Origin of the sequence: Tessaracoccus caeni, assembly GCF_029211185.1 — a bacterium.
Classification (GTDB): domain Bacteria; phylum Actinomycetota; class Actinomycetes; order Propionibacteriales; family Propionibacteriaceae; genus Arachnia; species Arachnia caeni.
Genome location: NZ_JARGDO010000013.1, coordinates 24,792 through 43,976, shown reverse-complemented (window position 1 = coordinate 43,976; position 19,185 = coordinate 24,792). Strand labels below are relative to the sequence as shown.

General features: G+C 67.5%; 20 protein-coding genes. 9 read left to right on the top strand and 11 right to left on the bottom strand.

The features are described 5' to 3' along the window. Positions 1 to 101: 101 nt before the first annotated feature. Positions 102 to 1,394, bottom strand: a complete 1,293-nt coding sequence (locus P0D62_RS12305; RefSeq protein WP_275702853.1) for a PhoH family protein — start codon at positions 1,392 to 1,394, stop codon at positions 102 to 104. Between the two features lie 38 nt (positions 1,395 to 1,432). After that, positions 1,433 to 2,104, bottom strand: a complete 672-nt coding sequence (gene trhA / locus P0D62_RS12300; protein WP_275702852.1) for a PAQR family membrane homeostasis protein TrhA — start codon at positions 2,102 to 2,104, stop codon at positions 1,433 to 1,435. Positions 2,105 to 2,241: 137 nt separating this feature from the next. Between trhA and P0D62_RS12295 the strand changes: the two genes are divergently transcribed. Then, complete coding sequence (locus tag P0D62_RS12295; protein WP_275702851.1) at positions 2,242 to 3,042, top strand: isoprenyl transferase; 801 nt, start codon at positions 2,242 to 2,244, stop codon at positions 3,040 to 3,042. A gap of 24 nt (positions 3,043 to 3,066) precedes the next feature. After that, a complete protein-coding gene (locus P0D62_RS12290) occupies positions 3,067 to 3,630 on the top strand; it encodes a DUF4245 domain-containing protein (protein ID WP_275702850.1) in 564 nt (187 codons plus the stop codon). Here the strand turns inward: P0D62_RS12290 and P0D62_RS12285 are convergent. Both P0D62_RS12285 and xseA read right to left on the bottom strand, forming a co-directional pair. Next, positions 3,627 to 3,839 (bottom strand): exodeoxyribonuclease VII small subunit, encoded by a 213-nt coding sequence (locus P0D62_RS12285; protein ID WP_275702849.1) that lies wholly within the window; start codon positions 3,837 to 3,839, stop codon positions 3,627 to 3,629. The two genes, P0D62_RS12290 and P0D62_RS12285, sit on opposite strands and share 4 nt — an antisense overlap. After that, positions 3,811 to 5,049 carry an exodeoxyribonuclease VII large subunit gene (gene xseA / locus P0D62_RS12280; protein ID WP_275702848.1) on the bottom strand — a complete coding sequence of 413 codons (1,239 nt, stop codon included), beginning with the start codon at positions 5,047 to 5,049 and terminating at the stop codon, positions 3,811 to 3,813. Before xseA ends, P0D62_RS12285 begins: the two co-directional genes overlap by 29 nt. A gap of 86 nt (positions 5,050 to 5,135) precedes the next feature. Here xseA and P0D62_RS12275 point away from each other — a divergent pair, with 86 nt between their 5' ends. Continuing rightward, positions 5,136 to 6,107 (top strand): 4-hydroxy-3-methylbut-2-enyl diphosphate reductase, encoded by a 972-nt coding sequence (locus P0D62_RS12275; protein ID WP_275702847.1) that lies wholly within the window; start codon positions 5,136 to 5,138, stop codon positions 6,105 to 6,107. 118 nt (positions 6,108 to 6,225) lie between these two features. Here P0D62_RS12275 and ilvA read toward each other — a convergent pair whose 3' ends face one another. The 3 genes from ilvA to P0D62_RS12260 are packed head-to-tail and all read right to left on the bottom strand — an operon-like array spanning position 6,226 to position 9,708. Continuing rightward, positions 6,226 to 7,494 (bottom strand): threonine ammonia-lyase IlvA, encoded by a 1,269-nt coding sequence (gene ilvA / locus P0D62_RS12270; RefSeq protein ID WP_319947007.1) that lies wholly within the window; start codon positions 7,492 to 7,494, stop codon positions 6,226 to 6,228. A 37-nt stretch (positions 7,495 to 7,531) separates the two neighbouring features. Then, entirely contained in the window at positions 7,532 to 8,821 is a 1,290-nt protein-coding gene (locus tag P0D62_RS12265) for a DNA recombination protein RmuC (RefSeq protein WP_275702846.1), read from the bottom strand. Between the two features lie 59 nt (positions 8,822 to 8,880). Next, positions 8,881 to 9,708 (bottom strand): DUF6576 domain-containing protein, encoded by an 828-nt coding sequence (locus P0D62_RS12260; protein WP_275702845.1) that lies wholly within the window; start codon positions 9,706 to 9,708, stop codon positions 8,881 to 8,883. 248 nt (positions 9,709 to 9,956) lie between these two features. On the opposite strand from P0D62_RS12260, the gene P0D62_RS12255 reads away from it, so the two are divergent. Further along, the gene (locus P0D62_RS12255; RefSeq protein ID WP_275702844.1) at positions 9,957 to 11,216 is read left to right on the top strand and encodes a M18 family aminopeptidase; all 1,260 of its coding nucleotides are present in this window, start codon (positions 9,957 to 9,959) and stop codon (positions 11,214 to 11,216) included. 72 nt (positions 11,217 to 11,288) lie between these two features. Here P0D62_RS12255 and P0D62_RS12250 read toward each other — a convergent pair whose 3' ends face one another. Next, positions 11,289 to 12,185, bottom strand: a complete 897-nt coding sequence (locus P0D62_RS12250; protein ID WP_275702843.1) for a universal stress protein — start codon at positions 12,183 to 12,185, stop codon at positions 11,289 to 11,291. Beyond that, a complete protein-coding gene (locus P0D62_RS12245) occupies positions 12,182 to 13,597 on the bottom strand; it encodes an amino acid permease (protein ID WP_275702842.1) in 1,416 nt (471 codons plus the stop codon). Before P0D62_RS12245 ends, P0D62_RS12250 begins: the two co-directional genes overlap by 4 nt. Positions 13,598 to 13,752: 155 nt before the next feature. On the opposite strand from P0D62_RS12245, the gene ddaH reads away from it, so the two are divergent. From ddaH to P0D62_RS12220, 5 genes are all read left to right on the top strand, one after another. Next, positions 13,753 to 14,550 carry a dimethylargininase gene (ddaH, locus tag P0D62_RS12240; protein ID WP_275702841.1) on the top strand — a complete coding sequence of 266 codons (798 nt, stop codon included), beginning with the start codon at positions 13,753 to 13,755 and terminating at the stop codon, positions 14,548 to 14,550. Between the two features lie 58 nt (positions 14,551 to 14,608). After that, positions 14,609 to 14,851, top strand: coding sequence for a type II toxin-antitoxin system prevent-host-death family antitoxin (locus tag P0D62_RS12235; protein WP_275702840.1), 243 nt, complete (start codon positions 14,609 to 14,611; stop codon positions 14,849 to 14,851). Then, entirely contained in the window at positions 14,848 to 15,270 is a 423-nt protein-coding gene (locus P0D62_RS12230) for a type II toxin-antitoxin system VapC family toxin (RefSeq protein WP_275702839.1), read from the top strand. Before P0D62_RS12235 ends, P0D62_RS12230 begins: the two co-directional genes overlap by 4 nt. Positions 15,271 to 15,358: 88 nt before the next feature. Further along, positions 15,359 to 15,697, top strand: coding sequence for a VOC family protein (locus P0D62_RS12225; protein WP_275702838.1), 339 nt, complete (start codon positions 15,359 to 15,361; stop codon positions 15,695 to 15,697). 88 nt (positions 15,698 to 15,785) lie between these two features. Further along, complete coding sequence (locus tag P0D62_RS12220) at positions 15,786 to 16,292, top strand: GyrI-like domain-containing protein (protein ID WP_275702837.1); 507 nt, start codon at positions 15,786 to 15,788, stop codon at positions 16,290 to 16,292. Here P0D62_RS12220 and P0D62_RS12215 read toward each other — a convergent pair. Both P0D62_RS12215 and P0D62_RS12210 read right to left on the bottom strand, forming a co-directional pair. After that, positions 16,266 to 16,466 (bottom strand): DUF6191 domain-containing protein, encoded by a 201-nt coding sequence (locus P0D62_RS12215; protein ID WP_275702836.1) that lies wholly within the window; start codon positions 16,464 to 16,466, stop codon positions 16,266 to 16,268. The two genes, P0D62_RS12220 and P0D62_RS12215, sit on opposite strands and share 27 nt — an antisense overlap. A gap of 41 nt (positions 16,467 to 16,507) precedes the next feature. Further along, positions 16,508 to 19,156, bottom strand: coding sequence for a phosphoenolpyruvate carboxylase (locus P0D62_RS12210; protein ID WP_275702835.1), 2,649 nt, complete (start codon positions 19,154 to 19,156; stop codon positions 16,508 to 16,510). Between the last annotated feature and the right edge of the window lie 29 nt (positions 19,157 to 19,185).

The following is a 19,185-nucleotide window of genomic DNA, read 5'->3' as shown; positions in this document are numbered from 1 at the left end:
TCTGGCGCGGCGTGTACCTATGGCACAGGCCGCGCCAGATAGCCAGCGTTATCCGCGCCAGTGGGCTTTCGCCGCCATAGCGCACCAACAAGAATCGGTGATCAGTCCTCGAGCATCTCGGTGACCAGGGCGGCGATCGCGGACCGCTCCGAGCGCATCAGGTTGATGTGGGCGAACAGAGGATTGCCCTTGAGCTTCTCGATCACCGCGACCACGCCGTCGTAGCGGCCGACGCGAAGGTTGTCGCGCTGGGCGACGTCGTGGGTCAGCACCACGCGGGCGTTCTGGCCGATGCGCGACAGCACGGTGAGCAGCACGTTGCGCTCCAGCGACTGCGCCTCGTCGACGATCACGAAGGCGTCGTGCAGCGAGCGGCCGCGGATGTGGGTGAGGGGGAGCACCTCGATCATCTCCTGGGCTATCAGCTCGTCGATCACGTACTTGCTCGCCACTGAGCTGAGCACGTCGAACACGGCCTGGCCCCAGGGCTGCATCTTCTCGTCGGCGTTGCCCGGGAGGTAGCCGAGTTCCTGGCCACCGACGGCGTAGACCGGGCGGAACACCATCACCTTCTCGTAGATCCGCTGCTCGAGCACCAGCTCGATGCCGGCGCTGAGCGCCAGCGCCGACTTGCCGGTTCCGGCCCGGCCGCCGAGCGAGACGATGCCGATGCTGTCGTCCATCAGCAGTTCCAGGGCGACGCGCTGCTCGGCGGAGCGTCCACGGATGCCGAACACCTCGCGGTCTTGGCGCAGTTTCTCGACGGATCCGTCGGGGAGCTTGCGGCAGAGAGCTGTTGAGTTGGGGCCCTTCAGCACGACGCCGGCGTGCACGGGCGCCCTCTCGACGGCGTCGTCGACGTAGGCGAGTCGGCCCTCGTGATGCAGCTCGGACACCAGATCGGCGGTGACGTCGACCTCCAGCATCCCGCCCCACCCGGCCTCGCGGGGGAGTTGGCTGCGGTACTCCTCGGCCGTGATGCCCAGCACGGAGGCCTTGATCCGCAGCGGCACGTCCTTGCTGACCAGCGCGACATCGTGGCCCTCCTCGGCAAAGCTCGCGGCGACGGCCAGAATCAGGGTGTCGTTGCTCGCCTGCCGGAATCCCGGCGGCAGGATCTCCGGCGTCATGTGCGTCAGATCCACCTCGAGCGTGCCGCCGCGGTCGTTGATCGTCAGCGGCTGGTCGAGGCGCCCGTGCTGACGTCGCAGCTCGTCGAGCAGGCGCAATGCGGTGCGGGCGAAGTAGCCCAACTCGTGATGATGGCGCTTGGCCTCGAGCTCCGTCAGCACGACGAGCGGCAGGATCACCCGGTGCTCGTCGAAGCGCTGGAACGCCTTCGGGTCGGACAGTAGGACAGAAGTGTCCAGGACGTAGATGCGTTGTCCCTCCATGACCCGACGATACTCCTAGCCAGGAGTGAGCTCAGGCCCTAACTGAAGACGGCCAGCCAGATGGCGATGAGGTGGCAGAGGGCGGCGACGATGGTGCAGGCGTGGAACACCTCGTGGAAGCCGAAGCGTCGGGCGTTGGCTCCCGGCCATTTCAGGGCGTAGGCCACGGCACCCAGCGAGTAGACGACGCCGCCGACGGCGATGAGGACCACCACGGCAGGGCCACCGGAGGCCCAGAAGGCGGGCAGCCATCCGACGGCAGCCCAGCCCATGCCGACGTACAGCAGTGTGTACAGCCAACGCGGGGCGCCCAGCCAGGTGGTGCGGAAGATGACACCGAGGACGGCCATCGACCAGACCAGGATCAGCAGGGTCGCCTGCGGTCGCCCGTCCAGCATGGCGAGCGTCAGCGGCGTGTAGCTGCCGGCGATGAACAGAAAGATGTTGGAGTGGTCCATCCGACGCAGCACCGCCTCCATGCGGGGGCCCCAGGTGCCGCGGTGGTAGACGGCGCTGGTTCCGAACAGCAGCACGGCCATCAAGGTGTAGACCGCGCATCCGATGCGCGCCTCCAGCGTGGGGGCGACAGCCGTGAGGACCAGCCCGGCGATGAGGATCAGCGGCACCATGCCCAAGTGCAGCCAGCCGCGCATGGCCGGCTTGGCCGGGGGTGCGGCCTGGGCGATCGTGTGCTCGGTCAAGGTGGTCATGTCCTACCTACGCTTCCGTAACTTACGGTACCGTAGGTTACGCCAGTTGGGCCTGAAATCAAAGTCTCTGCGCGGGAGATCTCCATGGCCACGTGCCATCCGCCTCGGAAGCTCTTGGTCGCGCTAGTCTGGTCGGCATGACAGCCGCTGGGGAGTTCGTGGGCCGGTTCTGGCCGCCCAGCTTCCTGTACTCGGGGTACGAGAAGAAGATCCTTTCGCACCTCGACGCCGACCGGCTCCCGCGTCACGTCGCGGTGCTCGCCGACGGCAACCGTCGCTGGGCCCGGATGAATGCGCCGGGGGAGCCGTTGGTCGCCGGCTACCGAGCCGGTGCCGTGAAGCTGCTGGACTTCGTCGAATGGTGCGACGAGGTGGGCATCCAAGTGGTGACCCTCTGGGTGCTCAGCACCGACAACCTGGCCCGCTCCGAAGCGTCCGAGCTCGCGCCGTTGCTGGGTGTGATCGAGCAACTCGTCGACGACCTGGCCACCCGGGGCACGTGGCGGGTCCGCGCGGTCGGTGCGCTCGACCTGCTGCCGGCGGAATGCGCCGAGAAGCTGGCCGCGTCGGCCTCCCGCACGGAGGGCGCGGACGGAATGCAGGTCAACGTGGCGGTGTCCTACGGAGGCCGGCACGAGCTGCGCGACGCCGTCCGCTCACTGCTCGCCCAGCGCGCGGCGGAGGGCGCCACGCTGGACGAAGTGGCGGAGACCCTCGAGATCGACGAGATCTCCGAGCACCTCTACACCAAGGGCCAGCCCGATCCCGACCTGATCATCCGCACCTCCGGCGAGCAACGGCTCTCTGGCTTCCTGCTCTGGCAGTCGGCGCACAGCGAGTTCTATTTCTGCGAGGCGTTGTGGCCCGACTTCCGCCGCGTCGACTTCATCCGGGCACTCCGCGCCTACACGCAGCGGGAGCGGCGATTCGGCCGATAGCCTCGGCTGCGGCACGATAGGGGCATGGCAGCACCGCACGGTATGAAGGGCAACAGCCGCGACATGGTCATCTCGATGGTCGTGCTGATCGTCCCCGTGCTGCTGATCACCTGGTTCTTCACCCGTACACCCGCTCCGGAGGTGGAGACGGTGGACGTCGCTCCGGTGCTCGCGCAGGCTCAGGAGGAGTCGCCGTATCCGGTGCTCCGGCCCGCCGGACTGCCGGCCGACTGGCAGCCGGTGCGAGCGGCATGGGCCGCCGACGGCGAACGCTGGATCACCGGGGAGCCGGCGGTCGGCAACTCCTGGCAGCTGGGCTACATGGCCCCCAATGACATCTACGTCGGCCTGCAGCAACGAGATCGCGCCATCCCGAGCTTCATCACCTGGGTGACGCGCGAGGGCCTGAAGGAAGAGGGGTCGCTCGACGCCGCGGGCCTCACTTGGGACAGGTATGTCTCGCACGACGGTCGCACCCGAAGCCTGATCGCAGAGACCGACGACGTGGTGGCCGCCATCACCGGCGACACCGACTACACGCAGCTTGAGGCCTTCGCCACGACGCTGACCAGCCAGGCTGCGGACTAGTCCGTTTGCCGCGCCCTGGCTACCTGCTCGCGGGCGCCGTCGAGGAAGCCTTGGCAGACGCCGGCCAACTCCTCGCCGCGTTTCCACAGGGCCATCGACTCGGCCAGTGACACCCCGCCTGACTCCAGTGTGCGCACCACCTGGGCGAGTTCGTCGCGGGCGGCCTCATAGGTGAGTTCCTCACTCATGGGAGTCCTCTCTTCCGGCATGCGGGATGGCGTCGACGACGTCGAGCGTGAGTTCGCCGTCGGCGAGGTAGGCGTGGATGCGCGATCCGGGCTTCGCGTCGTCCACGACGGAGACCGAGCGCCGGTCGTCATCAACGAGCACCGCGTAGCCGCGCTCCAGCGTGGCCTTGGGCGACATCGCGCGGATAGCGCCCAGGTGGGTGCGCAGCGTCGCCTGCTCGTCGGCGAGCCGGCGGTCGATGGAGGTGGTCAGCCGATGACGAAGCAACTCGAGCCGGTCGTAGTGGGCGATGAAGGCGCTGGTGGGATCCACCATGACGGGGCGTGCGCGCAGCTCGTCGAGGTGACGCTGGGCGGCGTCGAGTTGCGACGAGACGGCGCGGCGGAGCCGGTTCCTCGCATCTCGGATCAGGGCGGCCTCCTCGGCGACGTCAGGCACCACGCGCTTGCCGGCGTCGGTGGGGGTGGAGGCGCGGACATCCGCGACGAAGTCGATCAGCGGCACGTCGCGTTCGTGTCCGATCGCCGAGATCACTGGTGTCATGGCCTCGGCCACCGCGCGCACCACACCCTCGTCGGAGAAGGGCAGCAGATCTTCGAGCGCTCCGCCGCCGCGGGCGACGATGATCACGTCGATGTCCGGATCCTCGTCGAGATCTGAAAGGGCGTCGATCACCGACGCGGCCGCGCGAGGGCCCTGGACCAGTGCATAGCGGGTGCGGATCTGCGCGGCGGGCCAGCGCCTGGTGACGGTGGTGATCACGTCGCGTTCGGCGTCGGAGTCTTTGCCCGTGACCAGGCCGATCACCCCGGGGAGCAGTGGCGGCCGGCGCTTACGGTAGGCCTCGAAGAGCCCCTCGGCCTGGAGCTTGCGCTTGAGCTGCTCGAGCTGTGCCAGCAGTCGGCCCTCGCCCGCGACCCGCAGTTCCAAGCACTCGAAGCTGAGCTGCCCGCTGCGCTCCCATACGCGAGGACGAACCCGAGCGACCACTTGGGAACCCTCCGGCAGTGGGCCGGCCGCGTCGAGCACGTAGGCGGTGGTGGTGACCTGCACCGACGACTCGGTGAGCCGGTCGCGGAAGGTGAGGAACTGCGTCGGTGCGCTGCGGCGCTTGATCTCCACCACCTGGGCCTCCACCCAGACCTCGCCCAGGCGGCCCACCCAGTCGCGCACGGCCAGGATGATCCGGCCGAGCGGCTGCGGCTGCTCCGGCGAACTGGTCAGCGCCATCGGGATCTCCGGCGCGATGAGCGGATCATGCAGCCGAAGCTATCAGCAGATAGGGACATTCTGCGGAACCTCTTAGACTGGGGCGCATGACTGACCAGACGGGCAAGAGGGTGGTGGTGGCCGCGCCGCGCGGCTACTGCGCGGGCGTCGAGCGTGCCGTGGTAACGGTAGAGAAGGCGCTGGATCTCTATGAGGGGCCCGTCTACGTACGCAAGCAGATCGTGCACAACAAGCACGTCGTGGAAGACCTCGAGGCGCGCGGCGCGATCTTCGTCGACGAGCTCGACGAGATCCCCCAGGGGGCGACGGTGGTGTTCTCCGCGCACGGCGTCTCGCCGGCGGTGCATGCCGAGGCGGCCGAGCGCAGCCTGAAGACCATCGACGCCACCTGCCCGCTGGTCACCAAGGTGCATCACGAGGCCAAGCGCTTCGCCAAGGACGGCACCAAGATCTTGCTGATCGGCCACGCCAACCACGAAGAGGTCGAGGGCACCATGGGTGAGGCGCCGGAGATGACCACTCTGGTGGAGCGTCCCGAGGACGTCGAGAAGCTCGAACTTCCCGACGCCACGAACGTCGCGTGGCTGTCGCAGACCACCTTGTCGGTGGACGAGACCATGGAGACGGTCACCCGGCTGCGCCAGAAGTTCCCGCTGCTGATGAACCCCCCGTCAGATGACATCTGCTACGCGACGCAGAACCGCCAGCTCGCGGTCAAGCAGATCGCCGGCGGCGGCTGCGACCTGATGATCGTCGTCGGCTCCAAGAACTCGTCCAACTCGGTGCGGCTGGTGGAGGTGGCGCTGGAGGCCGGCGCCAAGGCGTCCTACCGCGTCGACAATGCGGGGGAGATCGACGAGGCGTGGCTGGAGGGCGTCGAGAGCGTCGGCGTCACCAGCGGCGCGTCGGTGCCGGATGAGCTGGTGCAGGGCGTGCTGGAGTTCCTGCGCGAGCGCGGCTATCCCGAGGCCGTCGAGGAGCGCCTGACGGAGGAGACCCTCCAGTTCGCGCTGCCTCCGGAGCTGCGTAAGGATCTCCGCCGTTCCGTGAAGCACTGATCCGCGCTCTTTTCGAGGCTCGTCCCTCGCACCTCAAAGAGCGTCATCGGCGCTCTGTGAAGCACTGATCCGCGCTCTTTTCGAGGCTCGTCCCTCGCTCCTCAAGGAGCGCAGGTGGTCACACCAGGAACTGGAAGTAGGGGGAGTCGTAGGCGACCTCGTGGATGTGCATGCCCGACTCCTCGAGCCTCAGCAGGAGGAACGGATAGTCGGTGGGATTGCCCAGCTCGATGCCGACCAGCGCGGGGCCGGTCTCGCGGTTGCTGCGCTTCACGTATTCGAAGTAGGTGATGTCGTCGTCGGGGCCGAGCACGTTGTCGAGGAACGAGCGCAGAGCGCCGGGCTGCTGAGGGAAGTCGACGAGGAAGTAGCGCTTGCGTCCCTCATGGATCAGCGAGCGTTCCACCACCTCGGCATAGCGCGCCACGTCATTGTTGCCGCCGGAGACGATGGTGAGCACGCGCGACCCGTGGGCGATCTGGGCGCGCGGACCGACGCCGCCGGTGGGCAGGGCCGACGGGGCCAGCGCGCCGGCGGGCTCGGCGATGATGCCGTCGGTCTGATAGAGGTCGAGCATCTCCGTGCACACCTGGCCCTCGGGCACGCGGATCAGCTCCACCTGGGCCTCACGGATGGCCTGGAACGTGAAGTCGCCCACCTGCGCGACGGCGGCGCCGTCGACGAAGGTCTCGATCTCCGGCAGCTTGACCGGGCGTCCGGCCGAGATGGCGGCGGCCACGCACGGCGCGCCCTCGGGCTCGACGCCGATGATGCGCACCTCGGGATGCGTGTGACGCAGCCATGCGGCCGCGCCGGAGAGCAGACCACCGCCGCCGACCGGGATGACCACCACGTCGGGCACGAAGCCGAGCTGCTCGAAGGCCTCGACGATCACCGTGGCTTGCCCGGCGACGATACGCGGATGGTTGAACGCCGGAACCGAGACGCGGCCCGTTTCGGCGGCGTAGGCCCGCGATGCTTCCATGGCGGCGTCATAGGTGGAGCCCATCAGCTTCAGCTCGACGTGGCCCTGGCCGATCGCCAGGATGCGGTCGCGCTTCTGTCTGGGCGTGGTGCGCGGCACGAAGATGGTGGCGTGGATGCCCAGCGCCGCGCAGCTGAAGGCCACGCCCTGAGCGTGGTTGCCCGCGGAGGCGCAGACGACGCCGGCGCGCTTGTCCTGCTCGCTCAGCTGAGACATCAGGTTGTAGGCGCCGCGCAGCTTGTAGGAGCGCACCGGTTGGAGATCCTCGCGCTTCACCCACACGTCGCATCCGGTAGCTGCGGAGAGACGCTGATTGCGCTGCACGGGGGTGTGCTCGGCAACGCCGCTGAGGCGTCGCCGGGCCTCGGCGATCTCCGGTACCAGATCTGTCAGGATGCTCACCGCACCATTTCTACCACTCCGGGACGCGGTAGCTCGGTCAGCCCGCCGACGGGCTGACGTCGCGTCGGTCGGCTAGTTTGGCCAGCTCCGCGATCTGCATTCTTTCCTCCTCGTAGGCGAGCATTTCCGGTACGGCCGGCGTGCGGACCGGCTCGTCGATAGGGTCCAGCTTCTTCAGCTCCGTGTCGGCCACGCGGAGATCGTTGAAGCGGCGGGCCGACACCATGACGCGCGACTCCAACGAACTGACGGCGCTGTTGTACGCGCGCACCGATGAGGTGAGCGAGCGGCCGAGCTTGTCGACGTGGGCGCCCATGGTGCTCAGGCGATCGAACAGCTCGCGTCCCAGGCGAATCACCTCGGACGCCGACTCGGCCAGCTCCGTCTGACGCCATCCGTGCGAGATGGTGCGCAGCAGGGGGATGAGCAGCCCTGGCGACGCCAGCACGACGTCGTGTGTGGCCGCGTAGTCGTGCAGATCGGGCAGTGCCTCCAGCGCGAGTCGTAGGAACTCGTCGCTGCCGAGGAACAGAACGACGAAATCCGGCGAGCGCTGATCGAGCTGCCAGTAGGACTTGGAGCCCAGCTGCTCGATATGGGTCTTCACATGCGTGGCGAACCGCGCGATGTGCGCGCGCTGAGTGGTTTCGTCGTCGGTGTTGTAGGCGTCGAGGATGGCGGCCAAGGGCACCTTGGAATCGACGAAGACCACCCGCGAGTCCGGCAGGTTGACCCGCATGTCGGGGCGGAACCGACTGCCGTCGGAGGCGGTGTAGGTCTGCTGGTCGTCGAAGTCGCAGCGTGCTGTGAGGCCGGAGATCTCGACGATGCGTCGCAGGCTCTGCTCGCCCCACGCCCCGCGCACCTGTGGCGTGCGTAGCGCCGTGGCCAGGCTGAGTGCCTCCCTGCGCACCGACTCACCGGAGTCCTGCACCTGGCGTACCTGCTGGGACAGCTCGGCGGACAGCCGGGCGCGTTCCTTCTCCACCTCGGTGAGGCGAGCGGTGAGCGTCTTGAGGTTTTCTGCCAGTGGCTCTACCAGTTGTTGAGTGGCGGCCATCCTGGCCTCCGCGGTCCTGTCGGCCTTTGCCGATTGGGCCTCCAAAGAGCGCTGTGACAACAGTGCGAACTGATCGGCCATCGCGGCGCGGTCTGCTTTCAGTTCGTCGGCCAACCGGACGGCCGCGTCGCGCTCTGCCGTCGCCTTGGCCTGGGCCGTACGGGCATCGGCTTGTGCCCCCGAGGAGGACAAGCGGGCGAACAGATAGCCGACGACGCCACCGACCAGTAACGCGACGAGGAGGAGCACGAGGCTGATTGTGTCCATGTCCCAAGCCTCTCAGGCACCTCTGACAAAACGGTCGGAGGTGCGTGTGCGACTGGGGCTCAGCCCTGACGACGCCGGAGCCGCAGCTCCTCCAGCTCCTTGCGCTCGCGCTTGGTGAGGCTGTGGATGCCCTCCGCACTTATCTTTGCGAGAAGCTGATCCAGCCGTTCCTCGTCGCTGGCCCGACGGCGTTCCTGACGGCTGGGAGCAGCAGGTTGCTGCGCGGCATGCGAGCGGGTGCGCTGCGGGCGCGGGGCGCCGCTGGGCAGCCAGTCGTAGGCGCTGAGCAGGCCCACCCGTCGCGCGCCGAGTGCCACGAACACCAGAGAGACAGCCGTGGCGATCAGCGCGCCCCAGGCGCCCATCACGAGCATCTGCAGCGTCTGGAGACCGAGGATGAAGGCCCCGAACACCCATGCCGGGATGTTGAAGAAGAATCGGGCCCGAGGGAACTCCGCGATCCACAGCAGCAGGATCAGGAACTGCACCTGGCCCACGCCGGCGAGCCCACCGACGGTGGTCAGAACCAATCCGAAGATGCCGGTCGTGACCGTGAGCGTGGCCCAGATGGTCACATAGAGCCGCATCATCCGGTCGCGGCCGAGGTTGCTCTCCAGCATCGAGCCGAAGTACCAGAGCATCAGGAAGGTGAGCAGGCTCCAGATCGTCAGTTCTCCGGCCAGCGGCCAGGTCACGATCCGCCAGAACTGGAGCTGGAACAAGCTCGACGCGTCGAAGTAGAGGGCGAGGCGCAGATCGCCCGAGAAAGTGCACGCCAACGCCCCGATGGCGCCCAGCAGCACGACCAGCATCGTCGACGTGACATGGAGTTTTCCGACGCGGAACCAGTAGTCGCCGCTGGCTTGGGGCTGGAAGGGGCTGCTCACGTGTACCAGGGTGTCATGCTTCGACCCCCGATGCGAGCCTTGCCCACCCTCAAAGATGTCAGGGAGCACCGTTATGAGGTTCCGCAGGTAGGTGGCACCTACTGCGGCGCACTGGATGGCGACCTGGCTTCGTTGTCGAACTCACTGGCATGACCCGATGGCAGTTTCGTTCTCCGTCTTGCCAGGTCATCCATCCAGCACGTCCTCGCTACGGCACCACCTACCTGCGGAACCTCTATCTTGGACAGATGCACCCCGACGCACGTTCCCACATCCAAGATTTGGCCGACTTCGTCGTCGCCTCGCCCACCTCGTATCACGCGGCGTCCCAGATCGCTCGCAGATTGAGCGCCGCAGGGTTCCGGAGCGTGGATGAGAGGCTGCCCTTCGGGGTTCCTGGTGGGCGTTGCTTCGTCGTTCGGCACGGTGCGGTGATCGCGTGGGTGGCGCCCGAGGAGCTCGCCGACGACGCAGAGCTGCGGATCGTCGGCACGCACACTGATTCTCCCGCGTTCAAGGTGAAGCCGCTTCCCGCGCTCGGCGCAGCCGGTTGGGCACAGGTGGGCGTCGAGATCTACGGTGGTCCGCTGTTGAACTCGTGGCTCGACCGCGACCTCGGCATCGCCGGCCGGCTCGTCACCCGCGACGGCTCGGTGCACCTGGTGCGCTCCGGTGCCATCGCTCGCATCGCGCAGCTGGCCATCCATCTCGATCGCGGCGCCAACGACGGGTTGAAGCTCGATCGGCAGGCTCACCTCCAGCCCATCCTCGGTGCAGGTGCCGACGTCGACCTGCTGGCCCACCTCGCTGAGCTGGCCGGCATCGAGGCCGACGACGTGGTGGCGCACGACCTCCACACCTTCGACACCCAGCGTCCGCAGGTGATCGGCATCGCCGGGGAGTTCCTGGCCTCAGGGCGCCTGGACAACCTGGCCTCGACCCACGCGGCGCTGACGGCCATCGAATCCGCCGAGCAGGGTCGCGATGTGACGGTCTTCGCAGCCTTCGACCATGAGGAGGTCGGCTCGGCCACCACGTCGGGCGCCGCCGGCCCGTTCCTCGAGGATGTCGTCGTCAGGCTTGCCGCCGCCTACGGGCTGGGAGTCGACGCGACGAGGGCCTTGCTGGCCCGTTCGTCGTGCATCTCGGCCGACTGCGGGCACCTCGTGCACCCCAACTACGTCTCGCACCACGACCCGGTGGCCCGCCCGCAGCCCAACCGTGGCCCGCTGCTGAAGGTCAACGCCCAGCAGCGCTACGCCACCGACGCCGTGGGTGCGGGGATCTGGGCGGCAGCCTGCGAACGTGCAGGCGTGCCCACCCAGACTTTCGTCTCGAACAACGACGTGCCCTGCGGCTCCACGATCGGCCCGATCACCGCGACGCGGCTCGGCATCACGACGGTCGACGTCGGAGCCGGGCTGCTCAGCATGCACTCGGCCCGAGAGCTGATCGGCGTCGACGATGCGTGGTACCTCGCGCGGGCGATCGAGTCCTACTGGAGCTAAGAGATCCCGCCAATAGGTACCACCTACTGGCGGAATCTCTAACTCGCCCGTAACTGTCGCTGCGCCCGTACCTCAGCGACCGTGAGAGTTGCGCGGCACGACGATCACCGGCACGGGGGAGTGCCGGGTGATCTTCGACGCGGTGCCGCCGAGGAACACACCGATGGCTCCCATCGTGCGGCTGGAACCGACGACCAGCACGTCGCCCCAGTCCCAGTCGACGTCGGCGAGCGCCTCGTGCCAGGTCGATCCGCGTCCGAAGGCAGGTGGCAGCTGCTCGGGTGGGTGAGGGAGTCCGGCCAGAGTGGAGCTCAGATCCGTGGCGATCTCGCGCAGTTCCGCCGCCCAGGTGTCCACCACGTCGTTCTCCGTGCCTTCGCCCAGGCTGCTCGTGACGGGTGGGGCTGAGTGCACCGCGAACGACACCAGGCGCACGCTGGCGCCCACGCTCGATGCGACCGACCCGGCGAACGACACCATGGCGGCCTCGTCGGCCCCGCCGATGAAGCCGATGCTTACGCGAGGAACCCTGCGATTGTCGGGCGCCGTGTATCCGTGCGGGGCCACCGCGATGGGCACCGAGGAACTGTGCATCAGGCGCTCGGTGACGCTGCCAAGGGCGACGAAGCCCAGAGAGCCGGTGCTCGACGAGCCCAGCACCAGCAGTGGCGCGTCGAACTCCTTCGCGGCGGCGAGCAGGCCCTCGGAGATGGATGGCGACGTGCGCACCACCGTCTGGCAGGGGACATCGTCCGGGAGCGACTCCCTGATGGTGGCGAGAGTTCCCTCGGCGAGTTCGTGGAGGTAGTTCAGGTAGTCGCGGTCCACCTGCAGGGCGCGTCCCCGCCACGGCGTCGGAACGACAGCCACCACAACCATGTCCGTGCCCCCTGCGCGCGCGAGCAGCGTGGCCAGTGCCACGCCCTCGTGCGCCTCATGGGCCGGGGAAACACCGACGACGATGCTCACGAACCTGCTCCCGCCTTGTTGAGGACCGAGTGCTTCCGACCGTAGACGAAGTAGTAGGCCAGAACGATGACGGTCCAGATGAGGAACACGTAGATGGTGACGGGACGCAGATCCTTGATGATCCAGGCACAGCCGGCGATCGAGAGGATCGGGGTGATCGGGTACAGCGGCACCTTGAATCCGCGCGGCAGGTCGGGCTCGCGGCGACGCAGCACCATCACGCCGACGGACACCACGATGAAGGCCACGAGCGTTCCGATGCTGGTCATCTCGGCAAGGAAGTTCAGCGGCACGACACCCGACAGCAGCGCGATCAGGACGCCGCAGATGATGGTGTTCGGCACGGGGGTGAGCGTGCGCGGGTTCACCTTGTGGAAGATCGGCGGCATCATGCCGTCGCGCGACATGGTGAACAGGATGCGGGTCTGGCCGTACAGCACCACCAGGGTGACGCTGAAGATGGAGATGATGGCGCCCGCGGCGATGACGGTGCCGGGCCAGGTGGATCCCGTGATGTTCTGCAGGATGGTGGAGAGGCCGGCCTTCTGGCCCTCGAACTCCGTCCAGGGCTGGGCACCCACGGCCACCACCGCGATCAGGATGTAGATGGCCGTCACGACGACGAGCGCTCCCATCAGGGCGAGCGGCAGGTTTCGCTGAGGATTCTTCGCCTCCTCGCCGGCGGTGGCGATCACGTCGAGGCCGATGAACGAGAAGAAGATGATGCCGGCGCCGAGCGTGACTCCGGAGAGGCCGTGCGGCATGAAGTCGGCGAAGTGGTCGACGTTCCAGCCGAAGATGCCGATCGCGGCGAACAATGCGAGTACGCCGATCTTGATGAACACCATGATGGTGTTCACCGTCGTGGACTCGCTCACGCCGCGGATCAGCAGCAGCATGCACAGCAGTACCAGGATCACGGCCGGCAGATTGATGATGCCGCCCTGCTCGGGAGACAGCGACAGGGCATCAGGTAACTGGAACCCGAAGAGATTGCCGAGGAACTGGTTGAGGTACTCCGACCAGCCGACGGCGACCGCCGCGGTGGACACTCCGTACTCCAGCATCAGACAGGCGGCCACTGCCATGGCGGGCAGTTCGCCGAGCGTCGCGTAGGCGTAGGAGTAGGACGAGCCGGACACCGGCACCGAACTGGCGAGTTCGGCGTAGCAGATGGCGGTGAGACCGGCGACGACGCCCGCGATCATGAACGAGACGAGTACGGCCGGTCCGGCGAAAGGCACGGCCTGGTTGAGCACGAAGAAGATGCCGGTGCCAACCGTGCCGCCGATGCCGAGCATCATCAAGGGCAGCAGGCCCAAGGTGCGTTTCAGGCTGTCCGGGCCTTCACTGTCGCCCGTGAAAGGGGCGACGGGCTTCTTGCGGAAGAGCTCTTGGGTGAGTGTGCTCATGGGACGCCTCTCGTGGTCGATTCCGGAATTCTGGCACCGCAAGCCTGATCGTGGAGAGGCGTCCACGAGGTTAACGGGAAGTTAATGAGGTTGAATGGGCCCATCTCGCGGGAGTCGCTAGTCTTCGTCGAGGATCTACGAGAAGGAGAAGCGACGTGACCACAGCGCAGAAAGCCGCCTTCGTGCGGCGCCCCAGCCCGCGACTGTCCGAGGGGCTGGTGACGCACATCGAGCGCAGCGACGATGTCGATGCCGATCTGGCGCTGACCCAGTGGGAGGGTTACGTCGATGCTCTGCGTGAGGCCGGCTACGAGATCCACGAGGTGGAGCCGGTGCCGGATTGCCCCGACGGTGTGTTCATCGAGGACACGATGGTGGTCGCCGAGGATCTGGCCGTGATCACCCGGATCGGCGCCCCGTCGCGGACTCCCGAGCATCCCACGGCGCGCGCGGCGGCCGAGGCCATGGGCCTGCGCGTGGTGGAGCTCACCGAAGCGCCGGTCGACGGCGAGATCGTGCTGGACGGAGGCGATCTGCTGAAGGTGGGCGACGTCGTCTACGCCGGCGTGGGTGGACGCACCACCGAGGCCGGCGCCGCCGCGCTTCGCCACCACTTGGCCACCGTGGGCCGGAAGGTGGTCTCGGTGCCGATCGCCAAGACGCTGCACCTCAAGAGCCAGGTGACCGCGCTGCCCGATGGCACCGTGATCGGCTACGAGCCGCTGGTCGACGATCCCGACTTCTGGCCCAGCTTCCTGGCCGTGCCGGAGGCCGAGGGCGCCCACGTCGTCGTGACGGGGACCAACTCGGTGCTGATGTCGGCCGATGCCCCGCAGACCACCGCGCTGCTGCGCGAGCGCGGGCTCGACGTGACGACGGTGCCGATCAGCGAGTTCGAGAAGCTCGAGGGCTGCGTCACCTGCCTCTCTGTCCGTCTCCACGACGCCGACTGAGGAGCCCGACCCTGCTGCGAGGTATTATGTAGGCACGTACCTACGATGGAGGTGTGTCATGACGAGCATGATGACATCCCGTGACCTCAACCGAGATGTGAGCGCGGCCAAGCGGGCGGCAAATGATGGCCCCGTGATCATCACCGACCGGGGCGAGCCCGCCTATGTCTTGTTGGCTATCGATGACTACCGACGTCTCAAAGACCATCGCACCATCGTCGACGTCCTGCGGATGGACGAGCCCGACATTGTGTTCGAGCCCGTCGTGCTTCGTGACTTGCCCAGGGCGGCCGAGTTGTGAGGTACCTGCTCGATACCAACGTCATCAGCGAACTCCGTAAGCGCCACGGTGTAGCCGATAGGAACGTCGTCGAGTGGGCCAGCGGGCAAGATGCCGATCATCTGTTCATCAGCGTGATTTCGGTGATGGAGATAGAACTCGGCATCAGGCTTGTTGAGCGTCGTGATCACGCTCAGGGCGTCGTGCTGCGTACCTGGTTCGAGCGCGCCGTGCTGGAGGATCTGGTCGACCGGATTCTGCCGGTAAGCCTCGATATTGCCCTCCGAACAGCGGCGCTTCATGTTCCGAACCCGCGGCCCGAGCGTGACGCATATATCGCGGCCACCGCTCTGAGTCATGGTCTGACGGTGGTTACCCGCAACATCGCAGACTTCGAGTCCACCGGCGTCCGCCTGTTCAACCCGTGGCAGGAGAAGTAGGCACTGTCGCCAGCCTGAAGGCCGGGTGGACTTCACAAGAGATAGCTGGAACGGCCGTGATGGTCGGCCCGGGAGCTTAGGGTGAACCATGACACTCAGCATTGGCATGGTCACCATCGATTCTTCCAAACCCAAGCCCCTGGCCGTCTGGTGGTCCGAGCGCCTGGGCGCACCGATCGTCGAGGAGAACGAGGGATGGTTCATCATGATCGGCTCGACGCCGATGATGGCCATCCAGCACGTCGAAGATCCGACGCCCGGCAAGAACCGTATCCACCTCGATCTCGTCACCGAGGATCTCGACGCCACTCGCGATGAACTGCTTGCCGCCGGTGCGACCCTCGTGGCCGAGCGCGGCGACGCCTCGTTCCGTTGGGTGACGCTGGCCGATCCGCAGGGCAACCAGTTCTGCGTCGCCAAGCACTGACGCCGAGGCTTGCCCCGTCAGACCCTGCCCATAGGCTCGTCTCAATGAACGCGACCGGCGCCCTGCCGGTCTTTCGAGGGGAGAACCCATGACCACCGATCTGACTATCGCCGGGCCTTGGTCCGAGCCCACGATCATCGAGATCGATGCCCTGCCGTTGGTGGTCGTGCGCCACGAGGGCGTGCGCATCGGCGATCTGCGCGGCATCTTCGACTCCTGCTTCGGTCCCGTCCAGAAGGTCGCGGGTGAGGCCGGATTGTCGCTGACCGGTCCGGCCTATGCCGTCTATGAGGGCGATCCGATGGACGTCTTCAACCTGGAGGTGGGCCATCCGGTCGACCGCCCGCTGCCTGAGGCACTGGAGATCGATGGCGTCCGCGTCATCCCCAGTGAACTTGCGGCCGGACGCTACGCGCTGCTGACCCACATCGGTCCGTACGACGGGTTGGGCAACGCCTGGGGCCACCTGATGGGCTGGGTGGGGGAACAGCACCTTGCGCCCGGGGCACGCTACGGCGAGATCTACGTCACGGAGCCGACGCCCGACGCTGACGCCAGTCAGTTGCGCTCAGACCTGTTCCTCAGCCTCCGCTGACCCGGCACCCGGAGCCGGGCGCGGCACCGAGATGGTGACCACGCCCGACTCCAGGTCGAGCGGCTTCGGTCCCGGCGCCCCATCCGGCGCCTCGACGACGAGGATCTTCTCCAGATCCTTCTGGCGCCGGGTGTACTCCATCCCGGGATTGAAGATGGTGAAGATGTCCGACATGGAGCAAGCCTACGTCGTCGAGGAGATCTCGTAGGGAGTGGCTATCCGGTGTTCTGCAGGCCGGCGGAGACGCCGGAGACCGAGAGCAGCAGCAGGTGCTCCCATTCCTTGCCGATCTGTTCGGCTGCGTCGGAGCGCAGTACGCGCAGGGCTCGCAGCTGGAGGAGCGAGAGCACGTCGACGTACGGGGCGCGCAGGTCGACGGCGGTGCTCAGGGCGGGCCGGTTGGCCAGCAGGGCGTCGCCCCCCACGATCCGGATCAACCACGAGCGGGTCAGCTCCATCTCGTCCAGCACCAGCTCGGTGAAGTCGGGACGGTCGCCCAGCTCCAGGTATCGGCGTGCGATCCGCGCGTCGGCCTTGGCAAGGCTCATACCCACGTTGTCGATCATGGCGCGGAACAGCGGCCACTCCTCGTAGGCCTCACGCAGCTGCTCCACGTCGCCCACCGCGTCGAGCGCGCTGCCCAGGCCGAACCAGCCGGCCAGGTTGATCCGGGCCTGCGACCAGGCGAACACCCACGGGATCGCCCGCAGATCAGCCAGCGACTCGACGGAGAGCCCCCGCCGGGCGGGACGGGAGCCCAGCTGCAGGCGCCCGATCTCCTCCATGGGGGTCACCGTCGCGAACCAGGGGGCGAAGCCGTCGGCCTGGACGAGCGAATCGAAGCGGCTGCGGGATGCGGTGCTCAGCTTCTGGGCGATGGCCGCGTACTTCTCGGCGGCGGCGACGTTGCGCCGCTGCACGGACGGTGCCACCGCGAGCAGGGTGGCGGCCGCGACCTGGTCGATGTGCCGCATCGCGATCGTCGGATCGCCGTAGCGGGCGAAGATCACCTCTCCCTGCTCGGTCAGCTTGAACCGGCCATTCACGGAGTGCGGGGGCTGAGCCAGGATGGCGGTGTTGGTGGGGCCGCCCCCGCGGCCGAGCGCTCCACCGCGGCCATGGAACAGGGTCAGTTCGAGGCCGTTTTCGATGGCCCACTGCGAGATCGCCACCTGCGCGTCGTAGAGCGCGAGGTTGGCCGCCACGGGGCCGACGTCCTTCGACGAGTCGGAGTAGCCGAGCATCACCTCGAGCTTGCCGCCCGTCTGCTCGAGGCGGGCAGCGAACTCGGGGTATGTGACGGCCTCGGCGAGGATCGCGCGAGCTCCCTGGAGGTCGGCGAAGGTCTCGAACAGCGGGATCACGTCGAGCACGACGTCGGCGCCTGAGTACTTCGCCAGTTTGCGGACGGCGGCCAGATCGGCGGCCGACTGGGTGAACGAGACGATGTAGCGGCCGGCGGCTCGTGGTCCATAACGGCGCTGGATCTGCGCCATCGCGCGGAACACCTCCAGCACGCTCTCGGTCTCAGGTGAGCGCGGCCCACCGGCCTCGCACTCTGCCAGCGCCTTGGCGTGCACGGCGGAGTGCTGGCGCACCTCCAACTCCGCGAGGTGGAAGCCGAAGGTCTCCACCTGCCACAACAGCGTCTGCACGGTGCCGTATGCCTGGCGAAGCGCGCCGGCGGCCCGCAGCGAGTCCTGCACGGTTCGCAGATCTGCGATGAGCTCCTCGGGGTCGCCGTAGGCCAGGTCGGCGTTGCGATTGCGGGTGGCGGCGATCCGCCGCGCGATCAGCGTCATCACCTGCTTGTGCGGCTCGTTCGGAGCGCTGATCGTGGTGGTCGCTGCGGCGTCGCGGTCGGCCATGGACAGGTTCTGCCAGAGGCTGACGAGCGCCGGCGTGGGCGGCGTGGCGTGGGAGTCGAGGGTGATGCTGCGCGCGATCGCGGTGGCCGTGTGCTCCAGGCCGCGCAGCACATGGTCGGAAGCGATGGCCGCTGCCTGGATGGTCACCGACGGCGTCACGAACGGGTTGCCGTCGCGGTCACCGCCCACCCAGGAGCCCAGCCGCATGAACGGCCGCACCAGGGGGTCGCGGCGCCCGGCCTCGTCGCCCTGGAGGGCATCGTCGACGTAGCGGTACATCCGCGGAATGGTCAGGTAGAGGGTCTCGTCGAAGATCGCCATCAGGGAGCGGACCTCGTCCTCCGGGCCCGGCTGCGTCGAGCGCAGCGGAGCGGTCCGCCACAGGGTGTCGATCTCCTCGAGGAGCCGGCGCTGAATGCGACGCTGCGAGCCCTGATCGCCCTGCGCCACCACCTGCTCCTCCAAGAGGCGAGCGATGCGGCGGATGCTGGTGGAGACCGCGCGACGACGGGCCTCCGTCGGGTGTGCGGTGAAAACGGGGTGGAAGCGCAGGCGCTCCAGCCGCCGCTGGGCTGCCTCCTCGCCGATCTCCTCGCGCAGGCACGCCATGGCCTTCGGGATGGTATCGGTGGCCCCCTCGACCTCGGGATCGCCCTCGCGCACCATGCGGATGCGCTGGAACTCCTCGGCAAGGTTGACCAGGTGGAAGTAGACGGTGAAAGCCCGCGCCACCTCGTCCGCCCGCTCCACCGAGAACGACTCCGCGATCTCGATCGCCTTCGAGAGGGCCTCGGGGGTGACATCACGGTGCGCGGCGACGCTGGCCTGCCGCAGTGCCTCGACATCGTCGAACAGCCCGGCGGAGCCGCCCTCCTTCAGGACTTGCCCCAGAAGCGTCGTGAGCAGGCGTACGTCGGCGCGCAACTGGTCGGAGAGTTCGCTGACGGTGATGGCGCTGCTTTCGGCAGGCATCGGCGTCGTGTTGATATCGGGCATGGCCTACAGAGTAGTGGTCCCTGGTTTCG

Coding starts and splice junctions, on each gene's coding strand:
- P0D62_RS12305 (WP_275702853.1), bottom strand. CDS start 1,394: ATGGAGGGACAACGCATCTACGTCCTGGACACTTCTGTCCTACTGTCC.
- P0D62_RS12295 (WP_275702851.1), top strand. CDS start 2,242: ATGACAGCCGCTGGGGAGTTCGTGGGCCGGTTCTGGCCGCCCAGCTTC.
- P0D62_RS12285 (WP_275702849.1), bottom strand. CDS start 3,839: ATGCCGGAAGAGAGGACTCCCATGAGTGAGGAACTCACCTATGAGGCC.
- P0D62_RS12245 (WP_275702842.1), bottom strand. CDS start 13,597: ATGAGCACACTCACCCAAGAGCTCTTCCGCAAGAAGCCCGTCGCCCCT.
- P0D62_RS12235 (WP_275702840.1), top strand. CDS start 14,609: ATGACGAGCATGATGACATCCCGTGACCTCAACCGAGATGTGAGCGCG.
- P0D62_RS12215 (WP_275702836.1), bottom strand. CDS start 16,466: ATGTCGGACATCTTCACCATCTTCAATCCCGGGATGGAGTACACCCGG.
- P0D62_RS12225 (WP_275702838.1), top strand. CDS start 15,359: ATGACACTCAGCATTGGCATGGTCACCATCGATTCTTCCAAACCCAAG.
- trhA (WP_275702852.1), bottom strand. CDS start 2,104: ATGACCACCTTGACCGAGCACACGATCGCCCAGGCCGCACCCCCGGCC.
- P0D62_RS12290 (WP_275702850.1), top strand. CDS start 3,067: ATGGCAGCACCGCACGGTATGAAGGGCAACAGCCGCGACATGGTCATC.
- P0D62_RS12265 (WP_275702846.1), bottom strand. CDS start 8,821: ATGGACACAATCAGCCTCGTGCTCCTCCTCGTCGCGTTACTGGTCGGT.
- xseA (WP_275702848.1), bottom strand. CDS start 5,049: ATGGCGCTGACCAGTTCGCCGGAGCAGCCGCAGCCGCTCGGCCGGATC.
- P0D62_RS12275 (WP_275702847.1), top strand. CDS start 5,136: ATGACTGACCAGACGGGCAAGAGGGTGGTGGTGGCCGCGCCGCGCGGC.
- P0D62_RS12255 (WP_275702844.1), top strand. CDS start 9,957: ATGCACCCCGACGCACGTTCCCACATCCAAGATTTGGCCGACTTCGTC.
- P0D62_RS12210 (WP_275702835.1), bottom strand. CDS start 19,156: ATGCCCGATATCAACACGACGCCGATGCCTGCCGAAAGCAGCGCCATC.
- P0D62_RS12220 (WP_275702837.1), top strand. CDS start 15,786: ATGACCACCGATCTGACTATCGCCGGGCCTTGGTCCGAGCCCACGATC.